At 33.8% G+C, this 21,463-nt stretch carries 16 protein-coding genes; 6 read left to right on the plus strand and 10 right to left on the minus strand.

What is annotated here, in order from left to right:
• Positions 1 to 291: 291 nt before the first annotated feature.
• Positions 292 to 453, plus strand: coding sequence for a DUF1737 domain-containing protein (locus Q0893_RS15420; RefSeq protein WP_298903601.1), 162 nt, complete (start codon positions 292 to 294; stop codon positions 451 to 453).
• Between the two features lie 25 nt (positions 454 to 478).
• Here the strand turns inward: Q0893_RS15420 and Q0893_RS15425 are convergent, their stop codons facing one another.
• Both Q0893_RS15425 and Q0893_RS15430 read right to left on the minus strand, forming a co-directional pair.
• Positions 479 to 2,179, minus strand: a complete 1,701-nt coding sequence (locus Q0893_RS15425; RefSeq protein WP_299277294.1) for a DUF2207 domain-containing protein — start codon at positions 2,177 to 2,179, stop codon at positions 479 to 481.
• 34 nt (positions 2,180 to 2,213) lie between these two features.
• Positions 2,214 to 2,768 carry a LemA family protein gene (locus tag Q0893_RS15430; RefSeq protein WP_299277297.1) on the minus strand — a complete coding sequence of 185 codons (555 nt, stop codon included), beginning with the start codon at positions 2,766 to 2,768 and terminating at the stop codon, positions 2,214 to 2,216.
• A 192-nt stretch (positions 2,769 to 2,960) separates the two neighbouring features.
• Here Q0893_RS15430 and Q0893_RS15435 point away from each other — a divergent pair, with 192 nt between their 5' ends.
• From Q0893_RS15435 to Q0893_RS15450, 4 genes are all read left to right on the plus strand, one after another.
• Entirely contained in the window at positions 2,961 to 3,686 is a 726-nt protein-coding gene (locus tag Q0893_RS15435) for an SMI1/KNR4 family protein (RefSeq protein ID WP_299277300.1), read from the plus strand.
• 34 nt (positions 3,687 to 3,720) lie between these two features.
• Entirely contained in the window at positions 3,721 to 4,164 is a 444-nt protein-coding gene (locus tag Q0893_RS15440) for a hypothetical protein (RefSeq protein ID WP_299277303.1), read from the plus strand.
• Positions 4,165 to 4,210: 46 nt separating this feature from the next.
• A complete protein-coding gene (locus tag Q0893_RS15445; RefSeq protein ID WP_299277306.1) occupies positions 4,211 to 4,969 on the plus strand; it encodes a DUF5995 family protein in 759 nt (252 codons plus the stop codon).
• A 348-nt stretch (positions 4,970 to 5,317) separates the two neighbouring features.
• Complete coding sequence (locus Q0893_RS15450; RefSeq protein ID WP_298903606.1) at positions 5,318 to 6,064, plus strand: hypothetical protein; 747 nt, start codon at positions 5,318 to 5,320, stop codon at positions 6,062 to 6,064.
• 73 nt (positions 6,065 to 6,137) lie between these two features.
• Here Q0893_RS15450 and Q0893_RS15455 read toward each other — a convergent pair whose 3' ends face one another.
• Together Q0893_RS15455 and Q0893_RS15460 are read right to left on the minus strand one after the other, a co-directional pair.
• Complete coding sequence (locus tag Q0893_RS15455) at positions 6,138 to 7,052, minus strand: dimethylarginine dimethylaminohydrolase family protein (RefSeq protein WP_299277309.1); 915 nt, start codon at positions 7,050 to 7,052, stop codon at positions 6,138 to 6,140.
• Positions 7,053 to 7,115: 63 nt separating this feature from the next.
• Complete coding sequence (locus Q0893_RS15460) at positions 7,116 to 8,402, minus strand: citrate synthase (RefSeq protein WP_298903608.1); 1,287 nt, start codon at positions 8,400 to 8,402, stop codon at positions 7,116 to 7,118.
• Positions 8,403 to 8,627: 225 nt separating this feature from the next.
• Here Q0893_RS15460 and Q0893_RS15465 point away from each other — a divergent pair, with 225 nt between their 5' ends.
• Entirely contained in the window at positions 8,628 to 9,380 is a 753-nt protein-coding gene (locus Q0893_RS15465) for a DUF481 domain-containing protein (protein ID WP_298903609.1), read from the plus strand.
• Between the two features lie 9 nt (positions 9,381 to 9,389).
• Here Q0893_RS15465 and Q0893_RS15470 read toward each other — a convergent pair whose 3' ends face one another.
• The 6 genes from Q0893_RS15470 to eno all read right to left on the minus strand — a co-directional run bounded on the left by Q0893_RS15470 (position 9,390) and on the right by eno (position 21,460).
• Entirely contained in the window at positions 9,390 to 11,717 is a 2,328-nt protein-coding gene (locus Q0893_RS15470) for a T9SS type A sorting domain-containing protein (protein WP_299277314.1), read from the minus strand.
• A gap of 28 nt (positions 11,718 to 11,745) precedes the next feature.
• The gene (locus Q0893_RS15475) at positions 11,746 to 14,508 is read right to left on the minus strand and encodes a T9SS type A sorting domain-containing protein (protein WP_299277317.1); all 2,763 of its coding nucleotides are present in this window, start codon (positions 14,506 to 14,508) and stop codon (positions 11,746 to 11,748) included.
• Between the two features lie 20 nt (positions 14,509 to 14,528).
• Positions 14,529 to 16,877: a T9SS type A sorting domain-containing protein gene (locus tag Q0893_RS15480; RefSeq protein ID WP_299277320.1), complete on the minus strand. Its 2,349-nt coding sequence runs from the start codon at positions 16,875 to 16,877 to the stop codon at positions 14,529 to 14,531.
• Between the two features lie 96 nt (positions 16,878 to 16,973).
• On the minus strand, positions 16,974 to 17,735 hold the full coding sequence (locus Q0893_RS15485; protein WP_298903613.1) for a LytTR family DNA-binding domain-containing protein: 762 nt from the start codon (positions 17,733 to 17,735) through the stop codon (positions 16,974 to 16,976).
• A 20-nt stretch (positions 17,736 to 17,755) separates the two neighbouring features.
• Entirely contained in the window at positions 17,756 to 19,735 is a 1,980-nt protein-coding gene (locus tag Q0893_RS15490; protein ID WP_299277323.1) for a tetratricopeptide repeat protein, read from the minus strand.
• A gap of 432 nt (positions 19,736 to 20,167) precedes the next feature.
• Positions 20,168 to 21,460 (minus strand): phosphopyruvate hydratase, encoded by a 1,293-nt coding sequence (gene eno, locus Q0893_RS15495; RefSeq protein WP_298903615.1) that lies wholly within the window; start codon positions 21,458 to 21,460, stop codon positions 20,168 to 20,170.
• Positions 21,461 to 21,463 lie beyond the last annotated feature (3 nt).

Here is a 21,463-nt window from a genome sequence, read left to right on the forward strand (position 1 = left end):
CATAATACTTCAGTTAAAACCTTACTGCTCATAATACTAAGACTTCTCTCTAAGTTCCGTGACTTATATAGAGGCCTGAAACAGGTTGTCCTATCCTAAAACTCTCTAAAAAATACGTAGTTCTACGTATTGTATTGCATTCACTTTCAAAGTAATTTTAAGTACAACTATTATTTGAAGCTGATAACTTCTCTTTTGGACGATTACTTATAAAAACATGAAGGAGTTATTGTTTTCACACAATTAAATACAACAGATTTAAAACAGAACCTAACATAAAAACGATAAGAAATGGAGTTACATTGTATGATAGCACAAGGAAGGTCAACTCAAGACCTTTGGGAAGAAGTGCATTCAAGGGTCCAAGAAGGTTGGACGCCTCAAGGAGGTGTCGCTGTGGCTAACGCGTCAAGTTTGATATTTCTTCAAGCATTGGTGATGAAAGTAGAATGAGTAGATGCCTCATTTAAAAACACAACTACCAGCCGCCTCCCCCGCCTCCGCCTCCGCCACCACCAGAGAACCCACCGCCACCTGAGCCACTTCCACTACTTGATGGTGGTGTAGCAGATTTGCTTATGGAATTGGAAAGTGATGAATTTAAAGTGTGATTAAATGTCGAGAAATTCCCTACCTGACCGTTATACCATGTAGGCTGATAGTCTTGATCAATTACGGATTTGTTAATTAAGTTTTGAAAATTTTGCCCCCAAACACGTTCTACTCCTAACACGACTGCATATGGTAATAATGTTTCAAATCTTTCTGGTGTTAACTCTGGCGGATTAAAATGAGCTATTTGTTTGACTTCCGCTGCATTCATATACATCTCAAATCCATCTATCAAAGATTTAAGTCTGAGTTTTTCCACAGCAGGCTTTCTTATTAAATATTGGTAAATCAAAAAGAAAATAATATTTAATCCCAAAAATAAACCGAATATCAATCCGTCATTTTCCCCCCGAAGGTAATTAGACGAAAGAAATATAAACAAGAAGATATAAGCAATTATGGTTAATATAGGAGCAATCCAAAATTTGGCATTAAAACCCTGATAAATGAGGCCTCGATGTTGTTTCCATAATGATGTCCTAAATGCAGTAACAGCGCTTTTTACTTTAGAATTATATTTTCCGTCTAATGCTAAAGTAGAAGTGTTCGAAAATAGTTTTTTGAACAGCACGCGTTCTTCCTTTTTGAGCTCTTTATCGACTTCCTTTAGTTTATGGATGACAAATTTTTTGCTTTTAAATAAACCAAAAACATAGTCTTGGGCATCTTCTTCAATATTAAGGTAGCCTCTTACAGCTAAATTTAAAATTGAGCCTGTAATCAAATCGCCATCATAACGCTGTTTATCTAACATACCAACAGATGCAGGCGACATGTTTTCTGGTACTTCAAATTGTGGATATACAGTTGGCTTTGGTGGATCTACACCAAATTTCAACCAAGTAAATCCGTAATAAAACAAAAGCATCAAGCTTATAAATCCACTTAAAAGAAGGGCTCCAAATTTCTCAAGAAATGTTGGAGGTGGCGGTGGAGCAGGCTGCTGTACAATACCCTTTTTAAAACCTACTGCTACAGTTAAATTCTCCCCAGGACTTAAGTTTTCGGCACTAAAACGAATGCTGTTATCAGATATGATTTCTGGGCTACAATTGGCACTATCACTACCATATCTTCCTGTATAACAAGCATTTTGAATACTATTTCCTCCCTCTGGTAATGTGACTAGGCTTGACACTTGATCAAAAGGAAGATCCCAATCAAAACCATTTACATTCCAATAAATTTCATCGTAGGAATCAAAAAAGCGAATCTGTCTACCCATACTATATGTAATCGTATAACTGTATTCGCCTTCACTTAAAAACACATCTTTTTCACCGACATAAATGGTAATCGTACCACTTCCTTTTTTGGTATGATATTTTGAAGACCTACCATCTCTTTCAACGGATAGAATTTTAAAATCAAACAGTACTTTTTGTCCTAAACTGTCTAAACCTTCTGTTGGAATCGTACGTGTAATACCTCTTTTAAAGATGTTTCCTTGGGCATAAATTTTAATCGTCTCATCTACAATAATAGTACTTGAGGTATCCACTTCTATATCAGAATGAAATGAAAGTATGCGCTCACTTTGCGAAAACGAGGCAAAAACGTTCGACATTAATAGTACAATAAAAAAGAGTTTTTTTAACACTTTAAAATTTTACTTGTGGGTTTTCACGTTCTGCTTCGGTATCAATTTCAAAAAACGCTTCTTTAGTGAAGTTCGTCATTCCGGCTATAATGTTTGAAGGAAATGAATCTATTAAAATGTTATAATCGCGTGTCGTGCCGTTATAATATCGCCTTGATTTTTCAATGTCAGATTCAATATCTGACAATTCATTTTGCAAGCTTAAAAAATTCTCATTTGCTTTGAGTTCAGGATATTGCTCAGCTACCGCATACAAGTTTATAAGTGATTTGTTTAACCCATTTTCTGCAGCTTGTTGTCCTTCAACTGTAGTTGCATTCTGTGCTTGGCTTCTTGCTTTTGTGACGTTCTCAAACGTTTCTTTTTCATGACTTGCATAGCCTTTTACAACTTCAACTAAGTTTGGAATTAAGTTATAGCGCTTTTTCAATTGAACGTCTATACCACTCCATGCTTCGCCGACAAGCGTTTTTAATTTTACTAATCTGTTGTAAATTCCAATGCCATAAAATGCAGCTAAAACAACAAGTCCTATTAATACGTATGTTCCTATCATAATCATAAAGATATTAAAATTTATATAAAATATAGGCGTAACTAAAAAACAACGAAAGCACCATAACAAGTTTAATTCATAACTGTTTTGTATACACATGAAACCTTAAATATTTTCCTCTGATTCATTTCCTTTTACTAACTTAGACCTAGCCATACACCAAAACGTTAACGGTTTTTTGAAAAGAGCAATATGACAAACCTTGAAATCATAAATAAACTCAAAGCATCGACATTTGTAGATGAGGATGGAGAAATATATCAGCTTGAATTTCAAGATGGTTTAACTGATTCGGAAATTGAACAATTAAAGGAGCAGTTCCCAAATAAGAAAATTGATAATCAATTAATAGAAATACTGAAACAAACAAAAGGTTGGGATGGTTACGGTCCAGAAATGGTTTACTTTGACTCCATTGGAGACTTTGGGTTTTGGGAATTATCTGCTAACTCCATCACTCTTGGACATGACGGATTTGGAAATCATTGGATTCTAGACTTAAACACAGATGGAGAATTAGGTAAAGTATTCTTTGCTTGTCATGATCCGGCGGTTTTTGTTGTTCATTCTCAAAGTCTTAATGAATATCTCAAACACCTTTTAGAATTTTATGAACGTCCAGATAAATGTCATATGACTGAAATACATTATAAAACAACAATGACAATTTGGAATCAAAATAAGCTTTGCACTTCTAAAACCGAATTCGAAAATAAATACCCTAAATTCAGAGACTTCCTAGCAAAATTTGACGGAGATGAATGGACAGTTGCCGACTTAAGAACCGGGCAAAATAAGGATGGTTTTGCTTGGGGAAAATTGGGTTCAAATCAGTTTACGGAAAGGCACCCAAATGAATTAATTTGGGTGATTAAGAATAAGAAAAAGGGATTTTTATCAAGACTTTTTGGAAAATAAAAACAATCACTAATACAAAGGTCATAAATCTAAAATGATTTATATAGAGTACAATTTAGGAGATGCAGGTTGGGCAACTGCAACTATAGGAAATGGACATCTCATGCAACAAATTAGGACGTCTTACTTGCACGATACGCTTAAACAGTTAGGTGAATCGGCACTATGTATTAAGGAAGACAAAGGGAAACGTGTCATATTTATGGATGAGCCTGGTGAACATCATTTAGTTATATCTAAGTTTTCTGAGAAAGAAATAGCTTATGAATTACGATGGTATAATGACCACACAGATTGGAATGCTATTGAAGATGATACATTTACGCTAATACTATCTGGAAAAACAACAACTGTAAATTATGTCAACGAAGTTAGGAATATTCTAAAAACTCTATGGAAAACATATGGTGCTAAATCATATAAAGAAAAATGGATTAATCATGAATTTCCAATAGATATCTTTGAACAATTGAAATAAACTACCAACATCGTCACTTTCACAAGCAACCTAAAACCAAACCATCATGCCGCGTCCAACAACCATACAGCAAGTCTTAGATGAACTCGATAGCATCATTAGCGACAGTATTGCCACGAATAGCAGGTTGGGTTTGTTTGCCTATATCTATAGGCGTACTACGGCAGAAATAGCAGCGGAAATTGTTCTGGGAAATTTTGAAGACAACCAACGTCTAGAGCTATTAGATGTAGACTTTGCGAATTTGTATTTAGATGCCTACAAAGCCTATAAAAACAATCAACCTGTAAGTGCGTCTTGGGCTTTTGCCTTTGAACATGCCAAAGAGCCTTTGAATATTGTACAACACATTATGTTGGGTATGAATGCACACATCAATCTAGACCTCGCGATAGCCACAGCTACAACGATGTCTGGAAAAGACATTCGAGATATTGAGCAGGATTTCAATAAGGTGAATGCCATTCTATTTCAGATCACTAATGAGTTGCAAGATCGACTAAGTCGTGTGTCTCCACTCCTATTTGTTCTAGATTGGCTAGGAAAAAACACAGATGAACAAATTATCGATTTTAGTATGCGAAAAGCACGCGAGCAATCTTGGAATTCGGCAAACTTACTCTGGCCTTTAACGGGAAGTTCCCAATTTGAAACAACCAAAAATGGAATTGATCAATTGGTACTTAAACTAAGTCAGCATATCGCAGCTCCTAAATCCAGAATCATTCGGTTTTTCCTAAAGGTCATTCAGAAGTTTGAAACGAAAGAAGTGAGTCGTATCATTTCAAAACTAAAGGCAGAATAAACACCTCGAAGCCGTTTTTGTTTTAATGAACTCGTCATAAAGACTATTAGCTCCAATAGCATAAACACCAACATAATTCACACATTATCAATACATTATACGTATAACACTTTCAATATTCAGTATTAAATCAACATATAATCAGCTTATATTTAAGTCAAATTGTATGGTTTTCCCATAATAATACTAAGGCTTTCCCATAGTCTTTGGTCAAACGTTAATCTTACCTTTTTAGAAGTTACATCAATGAATGATAAAACTTTAAACCACTTATCTCATAGTAGTGAACCAAGGAGATATCTGAAAATCCTAAAAAGAGTAAGAGCCAACTTATATTTAATTTATTTTATGAAAACTCAAGTAAAAATTTTAGCCTCCTTTTTAGTAATAATCTGTATGACATTTTACGCCTGTAACTCAGATAATGACATAACCGATAATAGTGATCAACAAACTCGTGTTGTAAATGATGAGTTTAGCCAAAGAAAAAAAGGAGGAAGTCAAATTCAATATAATCCAAATGGTCCTTGTCCTATGAGTGGTCCGTTATGTATTATTCCAGGAAACACCTATACATTTACAATAAATTGTAATGGCAATAACCCATCTGGAAATGTGTACTGGACTTATAGTGGATCTGGTATAACGCCAGCTACACCTCTAGGTCCTAATGGTCTTGGGTCGTCAAGTCAGTCGTTCACGTTTAGTTCAACCTTCAATAGTACAAATACATGGATTCAAGCTGTATGTGATGGCAGTTTTGGATGTAAAGATCAAGTGCTTTTAGAAACTTGCAACATTATTCCTCCAACATGTTCAATTTCTGGACCTAATTGCGGTGTAGAAGGTGATATCTTAACGTATACTTATAATGGCGCTAGTAATGTAAATTGGACGTCCTTAAGTTCTGGTATTACCTTGATAAGTTCTAGTGGAAACACAGCAACTTTCCAAGTAAATTCAAACTTTGGACAAAATGGAGGGTCTATTAGGGGAAGCGCAATTGGATGTAACACCATCACTTTTGATATTTCTAATTGTTGTGTTCCATCTATAATAACAGTAGATTATGACAGACGTGTCTATAAAAATTAAATGTATTAGATATCTTGTATAACGATGATATTATTTTCGGCACTCAAATAAGCAAACTATTTGGGTGTCGTCTTTATTCTCTAATCAATGGCATTGTACTACAACGTAACAAGCCTTCTTGTTTAGCAATTTCGGCATAAGGTACTTCCTCAACCGTAAAGCCTTGCTCTCGTAACCATGTATTTAACCTCGTAAAGTTCCGTTCAGAAATAATGACATCTTCAGAAATAGAAAATACATTACTATTCATATTGTACATTTCATCTTTCGTAATTTCAAAGATGTTCTCTTTTCCGAAGAAATCTACCAACCATTCATATTCGCTTTCAAGGAGGAATCCGTTTTTATGAAGTATAGCTTTATCCTTACCTACAGGTTGAAAACAGCAATCTAAGTGTAGGGCATTCTCTTTAGGTTCTGTATTAGATTTACGCAATTCGAATGCTTTTACCGTTTTTTCAGGAAACAGTTCTTGAATAGCTATTACGGCATCCATATTAGTGCGAGCTGTAATAAAATCTGGGTAATCATGGCCAGAATATGTTCCAATAAAAATATAATCATTCCAAGGCATCACATCGCCTCCTTCTACATGACACTCTTCTGGTAAACGTACGCGATTCTCTTCTGGGATTTGAGACCATACATGTTCGATAGCTTCAATTTCACGATCACGATCTGGTAAAATATTGGCAAAAATAAATGTGTTGTCAATCACAAAACCAATGTCTCTAGAAAAAATCTGATTGTAATCGTTAATCACTTGAGGTCTATAAACGGTAACATCATATTTTTTAAAGACCTCAGCGACAGCTTCCATTTCTTTAATCATATCTGCTTCTACAGGATAGGTTCCAGCTTTGATATGTTCGGCAGATTTTGGATCGTAAGTATCTTCTAAGGAAGGTGTTGGCCCTACGCTTTCTGCTGTTCCTAAAACAACAGCGCGTAAGCGAGCAGTTTCGTTTTGTACGTTAGGTTTGATCATAGATTGCAAATATAAAAAAAGCTCCATATTAATATGAAGCTTTTAGTTGGCATTTAAAGTTGCCTATCTCTTATTTATGTCTTTAAACGGTCTGTACGTTTCACCAATATAAATCTGTCTTGGACGACCAATTGGCTCCTTACGTAAGCGCATTTCTCTCCATTGTGAAATCCAACCAGGTAAACGTCCTAAAGCAAACATTACTGTAAACATTTCTGTTGGAATACCCATAGCGCGATAAATAATTCCAGAATAGAAATCTACATTTGGATATAGCTTTCTATCTACAAAGTATTGATCTTCTAAGGCTTCTTTTTCTAGGCCTTTAGCGATATCTAAAATTGGGTCTTCAACACCTAAATCGGCTAAAACCTCATCGGCAGCAACCTTAATTATTTTAGCTCTCGGATCGAAGTTTTTATAAACGCGGTGACCAAAGCCCATTAAACGGAAAGGGTCATTCTTATCTTTGGCTTTACCCATATACTTTTTAGTATCACCACCATCTTCTTTAATACCTTCTAGCATTTCCAATACTGCTTGGTTAGCACCACCATGTAATGGTCCCCAAAGCGCAGAGATACCAGACGACAATGAAGCAAATAATCCTGCATGGGACGAGCCTACAATACGCACTGTAGACGTAGAACAGTTTTGCTCGTGGTCTGCATGAAGAATTAATAATTTATCCAAAGCGTTAACTAAAATTGGGTTTTGAACATAGTCTTCATCTGGACGCTTAAACATCATTTGAAGAATGTTCTCTACATAGCCAAGAGATGTACTTCCATAATCTAATGGCATACCATGTTTCTTGCGCATTGTCCAAGCCACTAAGATTGGGAATTTACCTAAAATTCTAACTATAGCGTTATACATTTCCTCATCAGAATCGACATTCACAGACGTAGGATTAAATGCTGTAAGCGCACTCGTTAACGATGCTAATACACCCATTGGATGCGCTGCCTTTGGAAAGGCGTCTAATATTTTTTTAACGTCGTCATCAACAACAGCGTGCTTCTTAATATCTGAATGGAATTTTTCTAATTCTCCTGCATTAGGCAACTCACCAAAAATTAAAAGGTAAGCTACTTCAAGAAAATCTGCCTTTTCTGCTAATTCTTCGATAGAGTAACCTCTATATCTTAAGATTCCTTTTTCACCATCTAAAAATGTAATTGCGCTTTCGCAAGACCCTGTGTTTTTATAACCTGGATCAATAGTCGTTACACCACCTGTAACACCTCTAAGTGTTTTTATATTTATTGCAACTTCGTTTTCAGTACCTGTAACTAACGGAAAATCATGTTTTTGTCCATTAATTTCTAGTGTAGCTTTATCTGACATATATTTTGTGTATTTTATTTTGTGTGTTTGTCGAAATCGAGATTACGAAATTACGAAATATCTAAGGATTTACGAAGTCTATTTAGAAAGGTTTTAACAATTGTGATATTCATAAAATTGATATGGATTTGCCCCCTAAACATTAGCATATTCTCAATATAGAATTACATCGTCTGTCCTGAAGTTGTCAAAGTAAATCTTATTTTTGACAACAAATTTATACTCATGAAATATTTGCTGCTCATTATCTGGCTATTAAGTTTTGGTGCTAATGCTCAGGTGGTTAATATCGAAACATTACGGAAGCCATCAGATTCGGCCAAATGGACAGGTTCTGCTAGTCTTGATTTATCGCTAATTAAAAATACTAATAACATTTTCCGCATTTCTAATAAGGCTCATGTTCAGTATAACAATACCAGATCACTTTGGTTATTTGTAAACGACTTAAGTCTGCAACGTGCTGACGGATTTTCATTGGTTAATAGAGGTACACAACATTTAAGATATAATCGTCGCATATCTAATAGAGTAAAATGGGAAGCTTTTGGACAAGCGCAATACGACGCCATTTCTCAAGTAGATTTTAGAGGTTTATTAGGAACTGGTCCAAGATTTAAATTATCCAATAACGATAAGTACCGCTTCTATTTAGGAACGCTTGTGATGTACGAATACGAAAAAGCATCGAGCGACATCGCAGACCGCATTCAAAAAGACATACGAGCAAGCACTTATTTGTCGTTTAGCATGTATCCTACAGAAAAGATAAGTATTATTAGTACCAGTTATTATCAACCAAAAATAGATGCCTTTGGTGATTTTCGTTTTTCGAGTAATACAGCCCTCCTCTTTGAAATTTTTAATGATTTGGCCTTTAAAACGAGTTTCAATTACTTCTATGATGCTGTTCCTGTAAGTTCTGACATACCTAAAACCCAATATGAATTAACCAATGGGTTGTTGTATACGTTTTAGGATCTTCATTTAATCTTTGATAATTTTCTCAACACCTGTACCATTTTCGGTTTTAATTTTGACAAAGTAAACACCATTAGTCAAACTCGCTATTTGTAAGGAGACATTTGCCTTATTAACTATAGACGTTTGTATGATTCGTCCTTGAACGTCATATATTTCGATAAATTTAATTGTTGTTTTTGCCGAAATCGTAAGGACATCACTTACAGGGTTTGGGTAAATCGTTATTGAAGGATCAATCTCATGATCGTCTATTGATAAATTTTGGAAAACGGTATTGGCATTATTAGTCACTATTGGGAAGTTATAGTCAAAATGAATATCGGCCTTTTTAGAGACCAGTTCACTAGGCTGCACATTACTGTTCGTTCTAATTCTAAGCAAAATATTACCATGTCCTCCACTAGCGCTTAGGTTTATGTCTTCAAAAATAAACTTTACTTTATCGTCTTTAACTCGGGTATCTACAGGATCTGAAGCATTTAAAACTCGCAGTGTATTGATGTCAAACTGAGTTGGGTCGATATCAATTTCTATGACAACATTTTGAGCTGCAAAATTTCCGATGTTTTCAAAGTTGACGATATAAGCCAAATATGCTCCAATCTCAGATGTTGGTAAAATATCACCTTGCAAGCATGTAATATCATTGGGGTCATATGAACCGACGACTATTTGCTTATATTCAAAAATATTATCTGATGGCACCTCATCACTAGGTATAGGATTAATAAGCACATTAAAGTTCAATTGATCACCAATGTTTACGGCTGGAACTTCCATTGGCGAATTGACATTAAGCGTAATATATATACTCCTATTTTCAAAAGGTAAAAGGTCTATATAATCCCATGACAGGCTACCAAAAGTTTGATTGTCTGGTGCTGTTGTTGCTGAAACAAAATCTAAAACGTCATCATTAAAGGTCATTTCAAAATCACCAGAAAGTGTTTGGTTTCCTTTATTTCTGTATACAATTTGATACAGAGCATCAAATCCAGGAACGGCAAAATCTATAGGTGCAATATAGATCTCAACATCGTTATGGGTTCCTACTGGTGTGATACAAAAATCTTGAACTTCAACATTATTGTTATTATCTGTAAATGATACATTAGCGGTTAATGGCGTAATATTAAACCAAGATGGGTTTTCTAGGTTGGGTTCAAAATCGTAGTTACCAGTTAATGTGTAAAAATTATAAACCCCTTCATCGCTCGAAAACACAGATCCCAAACTTGTACCATCGTTAATATTCATTTTAATATGTGGTTGAGGAATATCTAAGGCATCACAACCATCTTCATTAAGATCATAAATTACGCTGCCTGTTATGGTATTATAATCACCACCAGGAGTAAAAGAACAATACGAACTTACTACTGTTGTAGGCTCTGCTTGTAGTTGCACACTATTAACTTGATCTTCATCTGCACAGATAAAATCTAATTGAGTTGAACTAAACATCAATATAGCCTCAATGCTCCCATTTTTGATATTTAACTCTGTAAGCAATCCATTTCCTGAGCAATCTAAAGTTTGAAGATTAGTATTTTGACTTAGATCGAGAACCGTAAGCAAATTAACAATCCCACAGTTTAAATCTTGAAGACTTTCACAATCTGAAGTATCTAAACTAGTTAGACTATTATCCTGACATCGTAATATCGTTAGTTGGTCTTTTTGGGTAAGATCTAATTGTGCAATACTATTAACACCACAAATAAGTGTTTGAATATCAAAATTTTGAGAGACATCCAGAGTCGTTAGATTATTCATATTACAGTCTAAATAAGTTAAATTTGGACTATTAGATAAATCTAATTGAGTTAATTGGTTATTATAACATGTTAACTGCTCGAGGCTAACATTTTGAGAAAGGTCTAAACTAGATAGTTGATTATTATGAGCAGAAATATTTTGAAGGTTTGCGTTTTGAGATAGATCTATGGTCGTGAGAAAATTATCCTGAAATGTTAATAGTGTAAGATTGGTGTTTTGGGTGATATCCAAATTGGTTAATTGATTGTCAAAACAATTTAAAATCTGAAGACTTGTATTTTGCGAAACATCTATACTAGACAATTGATTAGAACGGCAATTAAGTTCCAACAGGTTTGTAAATGCTTCTATTCCAGTTAAATCTGAAATATTAGAATTTTCTACATTTATAGTGGTTTGAGCTAATGCTTCACTTACCTGAATATCTCCATCTGTGTTGGTATCAACTCCTTGAGCAATTAATGCCGCTTTAAAATTAGCATCTGGAATATTCACTATTTGGGCTTTTGCAAAGCCTGTTACTAACAGTAATAAGAGCACTATTTTTTTCATAATCAATATATTAATTGTCTTATTAGGTTCAATTTTTAATTATCTTTTTTAAATGTGAGCCGATATCTGTTTTAACTTTTAAGAAGTAAACCCCTTGATTAATATGAGATATCTCTAACGTTGTCATTAAAGTGTTAGGGTAATATGACTGCACTTTTCTACCTTGAACATCAAATAGTTCGACATGCTTAATTATAGATTTGGCTTTTACGTTTACAATTCCTACTGAAGGATTTGGATAAATGTGTATCGTTTGGTTTTCAAACTCGTTTACTGATAAGGTTTGAAAAACAGTATTCGCTATATTGGTCTCTATTGGAAAATTATAATCAAAGAAAATATCGGCCTTATTATTTACAAAATCTCCAAGGACCAAGCTCTCAAGTGATCTCATTTTAAAAACTACATTTCCTTTACCTTCTGGTATTAAATTGATATCATCAAAAACAAACTCGATTGTATGATCTAGAATTCTAGCCATCATAGGATGTGAACTATATAATATTTGTAATGAACTGATATCAAATTGTGTGATATCGACCTCATCTTTCACAACGACAAAGGTTGCTGCTGCTGTTCCTGTGTTTTCAAAATTGATATTATAATGTAGGTACTCACCTATATATTCTGGACCTACAATGTCTCCTTCCAAACATGTAATATCATTTGGATCGTACGAGCCTACAACAACTTGATTAAGGTTAAATACGTTATCTGTAGGAATTTCATCTGTAGCTTGAGGTGATATATTCACTTGATAATGCAAAATATCTCCAATATTTACAGCTGGTGTTTCCATTGGTGAATTAACATTTAAAGTGACTTCTATAGTTCTACTTTCAAAAGGTAAAAGGTTGATATAATTCCATGATAAGGCACCCGTAGATTGGCTAATTGGCATTTCACTTGATAAGATATAATTGAGTACTTCATCATCAAAACTAAAGTCAATGTTTCCTGATACAATTTGATTTCCTTTATTTTTATAGACAATTTGATAGATCGCATCAAAGCCTGGGCGCGCAGGAATGATTGGAATTATAACAATTTCTACATCATTATGAACACCATTAGTCGTTACACAAAAATCCTGTACAGCAGTATTATTGTTAGCATCGGAAAAAGAAATTGTTGTTAGCTCTGGTGTAATATCAAACCAAGGAGAGTTTTCAATTCCGGGAGAGAGGTCAAAGTTTCCTTCTTCTGTATAAAACGTATAGTTTCCATTAGTATTAGTAAACATAGCGCCTTGATCTGTACCAGTATCAATATTAATTCTAACATTATACTGCGGAAAATCGTTAACATCACAACCGTTATTATTGCTATCAATAAGAGCAGTTCCGGAGATGGTATTAAAATTTCCGCTAGGTGTAAACGAACAATAAGAATTCACTTCAACACTTTCAGGAGCTTGATTGTTTATAGCTTCTAACTGCTCGTCATCCACACAAATGTAAGTTAGATTTGGGTTATTACTAAAGTTTAGAAGATTTTCAATGCTTCCATTTTTGACATTAAGCTCAGTAAGTTGGTTATTAGCAGCAAAAAGTACTTTAAAAACTGGATTTTGTGAAAAATCCAAGCTTGTTATTTGATTTGAAGTACAATTAAGTTCTGTGAACTCTGGACATTGAGAAAAGTCTAATTCGCTTATTTGGTTATTACGACACTGCATTTCTTTAAGAGCAACATTTTGTGTTACATCTAAAACAGTGAGTTCATTATATAAACAATATAAATATTCTAGCTGCGTATTTTGAGAGAGGTCTAAATCTCCTATTGTATTGAGATAGAGGCTCAGTGTTGTTAAGTTAGGGTTTTGTGTAACGTCAATACTCGTAAGCAAGTTTTCTCCGCAAAACAATTCTTCAAGATTAGGGTTTTGAGTCACATTTATGCTGGCAAATTGGTTATGCCAAATATCTAACTTAATAAGGTTTGGGTTTTGAGACACATCCAAATCTGCAAGCTGATTATGATTGCACACTAAAGTTTCTAGGTTACTATTTTGTGTTACATCCAAGTTTGTTAACTGGTTATTATTACATTCAAACCGTTTTAAATTTGTGTTTTGGGATACATCTATTGAGGTCAACTGACTTCCGTAGCAAATTAGAGTTTCAAGATTGATGTTTTGGGATAGATCAATACCAGCCGTTAAAGGATTCCCCACACACTCAAGAACTTCCAAATTTAAATTTTGACTTACGTCTATAGTGGATATCTCATTACCAGAACATTTTAAGGTTTTTAAGTTTAGGTTTTGACTTACATCTAAAGCTCCAAGGGATATATTAGAACAATTTAGATATTCAAGATTTATATTTGGAGATACGTCAAGACTTGTGATATCAATGGCACTGCAATCTAGTGTCACCAAATTTAAATTTTGAGATATATTTAAACTGGTCATTGGATTGCCATTGCAATACAGAGCTATAAGATTGATATTTTGGCTAAGGTCTAGATCTGTCAATATATTGTGCCAACAATGAAATTCAACCAAGTTCACATTTTGAGACAAATCTAGACTCGTTATGCCATTTAAATCACAGTTTAAATATTCGAGATTGGTAAATGCTTCTATTCCTGTTAAATCTGAAATTCCAGATTGGGAGACATCTAAGGTCGTTATTGTTTGAGCTTCACTTTCTTGAATTTCTCCATCAGTATTAACATCAACACCCAAATTAATCAACGCTGTTTTAAAATTGGCATCGGGAATATTGACAATCTGCGCATTGGCAAACCAAGAAGTAAATAATACTATATATAGAACTCTTTTCATACTCAATAATTAATTCAAACCTATTGCTTGATGATCTTTTCTAAATGTTCTCCTTTTGTTGTTTTTACTTTTATAAAATAAATCCCATCAGTTAAATTTGAAATATCAATAGTCATTTGAGCCAGATTAGGAAATAAAGATCTAACCCTTCGCCCTTGCAGATCATAAACATCTATATATTTGATAACCGACTGTGTATTGATGTTTATTAGATCTGCTGAAGGGTTCGGGTAAATGTGTATTGTGTTGTCCTCAAATTCGTTTACAGATAGCGCGTCAAAAACAGTATTCGCAACATTTGTTTCGATTGGAAAATTGTAATCGAAGAAAATATTGGCTTTATTATCTACAAAGTCGCCTTGGACTAAGGTTTCTAATGATTTTATTTTGAAAACTATATTGCCTTGACCTTCTGGCGCTAAGTTGATATTATCAAAAAAGAACTCTACAATTTGCCCTTCGATGGTGGTTGTCATGTCATGAGAACTATATAGAACTTCTAATGTATTAATATCTAATTGGGTATTATCAATACTATCTTTAACCGCTATAAATGTTGCAGCAGCTGTCCCTGTATTCTCAAAATTGATATTGTAATGCAGGTATTCTCCAATATGTTCTGGATTTACAATATCGCCTTCTAAGCAAGTAATATCATTAGGATCGTATGATCCTACTACAATTTGATTAAGATCAAAGCTATTATCTGAAGGCAAGTCATCTGTAGCTAAAGGTGAGATACTAGCATTGAATTGTAAAATATCTCCAATATTTACAGCAGGTGTTTCCATAGGAGAATTGACATTTAAAGTCACTTCAATAACTCTACTTTCAAAAGGTTGAAGGTTAAGATAATTCCATGATAAAATACCTGTAGATTGTGTAACTGGCATTTCGCTAGAAAAAATATAATTGAGAACGGCATCATTAAAACTAAAGTCAATACCTCCTGAAACTATTTGGTTTCCATTATTTTTAAAAACAATGTCATAAACTACATCAAAACCAGGTTGAGCAGGAATTATTGGTACGATAACGACCTCTACGTCATTATAAGCACTATTTGTTGTTAAGCAAAAATCTTGAAACTCTATATTATTATTGTCATCAGCAAATGAAATCGATGTTGATGCAGGAGTAATGTTAAACCAAGGAGCACTTGCAAAATCTGGTGCGACATCGAAATTTCCTTCATTGGTATAAAAAACATATGTTCCATCAGCATTAGTGAAAGTTGACCCTTGATTTACGCCATCATCGATAGTAATCTTTATATTAAATTGAGCCGTATCATTTACATCACAACCATTATTATCGCTATCAAAAAATGCTGTACCTGTAATGGTGTTATAGTCACCTCCAGGAGTAACCGAGCAATAATCTGTAAAAAGCACTTCCTGGTCGAATTCAAACGCCATAAAGTATGCAAAGTCGCTATCTGGATCATCAACACACATCACTTCTAAACTTGTTAGATTTTCAAAGTTGCCATAATTATTAGCATCACTATAATTATTATTTCCTGTTTTATAGTTTAAATAGGTAAGATTTGGATTATCATTTATAGAAATATATTGTACAGTAGTTAAACTACTTAAATCTAATGTAGTAAAAGCGTTATGCCCGCAATTAAAACTCCATAGATTGGAATTAATACTGACGTCTATATCTGTCATTTGGTTACCATCACACCTTAAAATATACAATAGAGGATTGCTACTTAGATCAAGGCTAGATAATTGATTATTACTAAGACCTAAAGCGTTCAATAGCGGAAGATTGCTCACATCTATACTAGACATTAGATTTTCACTAGCAAAGACATTTAATAACCCTGTATTGGTACTTAGATCTAATGTTGTGAGTTGGTTCTCATAAATTTCAATATCTGTTAATGACGTAAGGTTAGTTAAATTTATATCACTCAAGTGATTATACATTGCACGTATAGTTGTTAAAGCTGCATTACCACTTAAATCTAGACTTTCTATTTGATTAAAAGAACAATCTAAATTCGTTAACGATGAGTTATTGCCAAGATCTAATGCTGTCAATGCATTGTTAAACACATATAATTCTTCAAGATTACTATTATTACTTAAATCCATAGAGGTCAGTAAATTGTCTTGACAAAACAGCTTTTCTAAGTTAGTAAATGCTTCTATTCCTGTAAGATCAGCTATCGCTCTTCCGCTTAAAAATAAATTTTGAACCGTTGCAGCTTCTGTAAACTGTATTTCATTATCTTCATTGGTGTCTATGTCTGTATAGTTAAGCAAGTAATCCTTAAAATTAACATCAGGAATATCGACGATCTGCGCTTGAAGATATCCTACCGTAAAAAATAATAAAAGCGTAATGTTTTTCATGGTTGTTATTTTACATAAATGTACTAATGTTCTAAGGTAATTTTAGGTGTTAATGAGTAAACTAAGGGTTTGACTTAGAATTCGATAATCTCTGACTTAAATTGTTTTTAAAATTTCTTGTAGGCGTTCTTTTTTCCGTTGAGAAATGGGTAAATGACTTTCATCCTCCATAATGACATAGCCTCCATCTCTTTTTATATATGATTTGAGGTATTTTAAGTTGATTAAATGCGACTGATGAATGCGTTCAAAGCCATGTTCTGTAAGAAGTTCTTCATACTCTTTTAGCGTTTTTGAAATGAGAACAGTTTTGGTATTTTTAATATAAAATTTCGTGTAATTATCCTCGCTTTCACAACGTATTATATCGCTAATATTAAACAAGTGAATACCATCAGAAGTAGACAATGCGATACGTTTAAAATTATCAACCTTCTTCCTTATGTTTTCTAACAACAGGTCGATATGAGCATAGTCATTATTTTTTTCTAATACGGCTTCAATTTTCTTAATAACCTTTTGCAATTCTTCTGGATCAACAGGCTTAAGCAAGAAATCTAAAGCACTAAATCGAAATGCTTTTATGGCATATTGCTCGTATGCTGTTATAAAGACAATATTGGAAGTAATAGCACCATTTTTTTTTGCAACTTTTTCTAAAATATCAAAACCCGTTCCGTCGTTCAATTGTATATCTAAAAACACAACTTCTGGTTTTAATGTATCCATAGTAACAATGCCAGATGCGACACTATCTGCTTCACCAATTATTTGGATGCTTGGAGCAAACAATTCTAGCAACTTTTTCATGCCCTCACGGAGATTTTTATCATCGTCAATTAAAATAGCTGTTATCATATTTTAAATTATGTTTTACATTACATACTAATTGTTGTTCTGGTTTCAATGTATTGCAATGGCAATCGAAGTTCTACTTTTGTTCCTTTTACGATATCATCATTGCGAATTTCGTCTATGTGTATTGTTGCTACTTGCGCAGTTGAAGACGTCATCATTTCTAGTCGTTTTTTTATAATATCTAAGGCCATTGATTTATGAGCAACTACTGAGTTTTCTTTATTCTTTTTTGAGGTATGAATACCTATACCATCGTCAACAATTGTGCAAATTAAAATGTCATCACCAAGCGAAAATTTAACCGCTATGTTACCCATTTCTTTTTTAGGAATAACCCCATGAATAATGGCGTTTTCAACAAAAGGCTGTATGAGTAGAGGTGGCATGGATACGTCATCATCAATATGTTCACTTTTATGAATACTGAAATCGAACATGTGATTAAATCTAAGTTGTTCTAGCTCTAAATAATTTTGCAAACTCTCTATCTCTCTATCAATTGGTATTAATGATTCTTTAGAATACTCTAATGTTAATCGCATAAGTTTAGAAAACTTTGAAAGGTATTTAATGGCCGAATCTGTCCCATTTTGTACAATAAAGCTAGATATTGATCCTAAACAGTTAAACACAAAATGTGGATTCATTTGTAAATGCAAGGCCTTTTGTTCATATTCGGCTAGCTCTTTTTGAAGTGTTAATCGCTTTTTAAGTTGAGATCTGTTATAAATTAAAAAGCCAATTCCAAACAGTAAAAGTGCAGTTAAAGCACCAAAAATTAATTTCATTTTTGAACTTTTCGCTTCTTCCTTTAGGCGTATTTCTCGCTTTTCATTTTCTTCTTTTTGAAGTAACTCCTTCTTTTCAAATTCGTACTTCATTGAAGCTTCAACAGACTTTCTAATATTAGCTTCATTGATTAAACTGTCTCTAGCAACACTATATTTTTGAAAATGTTCTAAGGCTAAGGTGGTGTTTCCTTTTTTCTCGTAAATATCACTTAGGAGTTTTTCAGTTGTTGATTTTGCTTCTAGAACACCAATATCTTCAGATAAACCCAAAGCTATTTGGGTCATATGCAATGCTTTATCAAGATCATTTCGTTCATAATAGAATTTCCCTAAAAACAAATAGGTATCAGACAAGCCAAATTTATCATCAAATTGTTTAAACGTTGTTATCGCATTTTCCCAGCTTTCGATAGTCTTTGAATCCTCATTCTGAGATTCGTAATACAAACCAATATTATTATACCATTCCCCTAAAGCTCTAGGGTTTGGATTATTATCCAAACTTTGTTTTGCCAGAGTATAATATTCAAAAGCCTTATTGGGATTAGCTTGATCCTGATAAATATTAGCAATATTGGTTAGAGTAATACCTATATTGGGGTCATTTAATCGCTCTTGAAGATTTTTAGACTTTTCAAAATATTCTAGAGCTTTAGCATATAACGACTGTGATTTATAAACCACACCAATATTGTTATATAATCTAGAGCATTTAACATCATTTTTTAAGCGCTCATAGAGTTTAACAGATTTAAGATAAAATTCTAACGCTCTCGGATAATTACTTTGTTCGGAAAAAACAATTCCCATACTGCCATACGCTTGTGCAAGTCCTTCGGCTACATCATTATTTTGAGCATCCGAACCTTGTTGCCCTTCAAAAATGGTTTTGGCTATCGAAAAATCATCTAGAGATTGTTTATAATTACCTAGAATAATATTTGAGGTACCAATATTTAGGTAGGCGTTAGCCTCTCCTATGGAATTAGAGCTGCGCTTTGATAGTTCGAGTGCTCTATTACCATACTCTGCCATTTTATTCGGGTCTGAGTATTTATAAGCGTTAGAAATAGTATTTAATAACTTAACGCTCTCCAAATCGTTATCAACATCGAGTAACCTTTGTTGCAAACTGTCTAAAGTATGAGTTTGTCCATGTACAGTTATCGAAAAGAGAACTATAAAGAATAGAAGTGCTTTTACTTTCATTTTAAATTTATAGATAAGTTAAAAGTAAAGATTTAGTTGTTTAGATGATGTATTCATTTAGAATTTTAGGGGTTTCACTTAGAATTCGATATAAACCGTATTTTCAGACTTTCTAATAGGAGGTATAAGTTCGTCAAATCAGATTGATTCGGGTTTTAGATACCATTAAACTTTAGATTTTAAAACATTTTAGCACAGAATTACCAATAGTTGTTTTCACATCAACAAAATAAACGTCACTAGATACGTTCGAAATATCTATCTAATATGTTTCTGAAATCATCACATCTTGAGCTTTTCCTCCTTGAACATCAAATAAGGTCTATTCTACTATTTGATGGTATAATAGTCTTCAATAAGTACTTGAAGATACAAAAAAAAGCCAGTAATAAAATTATACTGGCTTGTTTAATATGCTTTTGAAAATAGGCCTTATTTCACCTTGAATGCTTTTTCTTGAGGGTAATAAGCGACTTCATCAAGTTCTTCTTCAATACGTAATAACTGGTTGTATTTTGCCATTCGATCACTACGAGAAGCAGACCCTGTTTTAATTTGTCCGGTATTTAAGGCTACAGCCAAATCTGCAATAGTATTATCTTCTGTTTCACCAGAACGATGAGACATAACAGATGTATAACCAGCATTATGAGCCATATTCACTGCAGAAATCGTTTCAGTTAAAGTCCCAATCTGGTTGACTTTAATTAAGATAGAATTAGCGATACCATTTTCAATACCACGAGATAGACGTTCTACATTCGTTACGAATAAATCATCTCCTACTAATTGTACTTTATCACCAATTCTTTCGGTAAGATATTTCCAGCCTTCCCAATCATTTTCGTCCATACCATCTTCAATAGAAATGATAGGATAATTATTGGCCAATTCGGCTAAATAATCGGCTTGTTCTTTACTAGAGCGTACTTGTCCAGAATCTCCTTCAAAGATGGTATAATCATATTTACCATCTTTATAGAACTCGGCAGCAGCGCAATCTAATGCAATCATAACGTCATCACCTAAAGTATATCCAGCATTAGATACAGCTTTAGCAATAGTATCCAAGGCATCTTCAGTTCCTCCTTCTAAGTTTGGTGCAAAACCACCTTCGTCACCAACAGCTGTACTTAAACCTCTATCATGTAACACCTTTTTAAGATGATGAAAGATTTCGGTTCCCATTTGCATGGCGTGAGTAAAATTCTTGGCCTTTACTGGCATTACCATAAATTCTTGAAATGCTATTGGAGCATCACTGTGTGAACCTCCATTAATGATATTCATCATTGGTACAGGTAGCGTGTTGGCAGATACACCTCCTACGTATCGATATAAAGGCATTCCCAACTCACCTGCAGCAGCTTTTGCAGCAGCCAGAGATACGCCTAAGATTGCGTTAGCTCCTAATTTAGATTTATTAGGCGTACCATCTAAATCTATCATTAATTGATCTATTCTATTTTGGTCAAATACAGATTCTCCTAATAGTTCTTGAGCAATTATCGTATTGACGTTATTAACAGCTTTGGAAACTCCTTTTCCCATATAAGTATCGCCACCATCTCTCAATTCAACGGCTTCATGTTCACCAGTCGAAGCACCAGAAGGAACTGCTGCTCTTCCCATCATTCCGTTTTCGGTAACGACATCCACTTCAATTGTTGGATTTCCTCTAGAATCTAAAATTTGTCTTGCATGAATATTAATTATAATGCTCATTAT

Source organism: uncultured Psychroserpens sp. (assembly GCF_947494225.1).
GTDB lineage: Bacteria > Bacteroidota > Bacteroidia > Flavobacteriales > Flavobacteriaceae > Psychroserpens.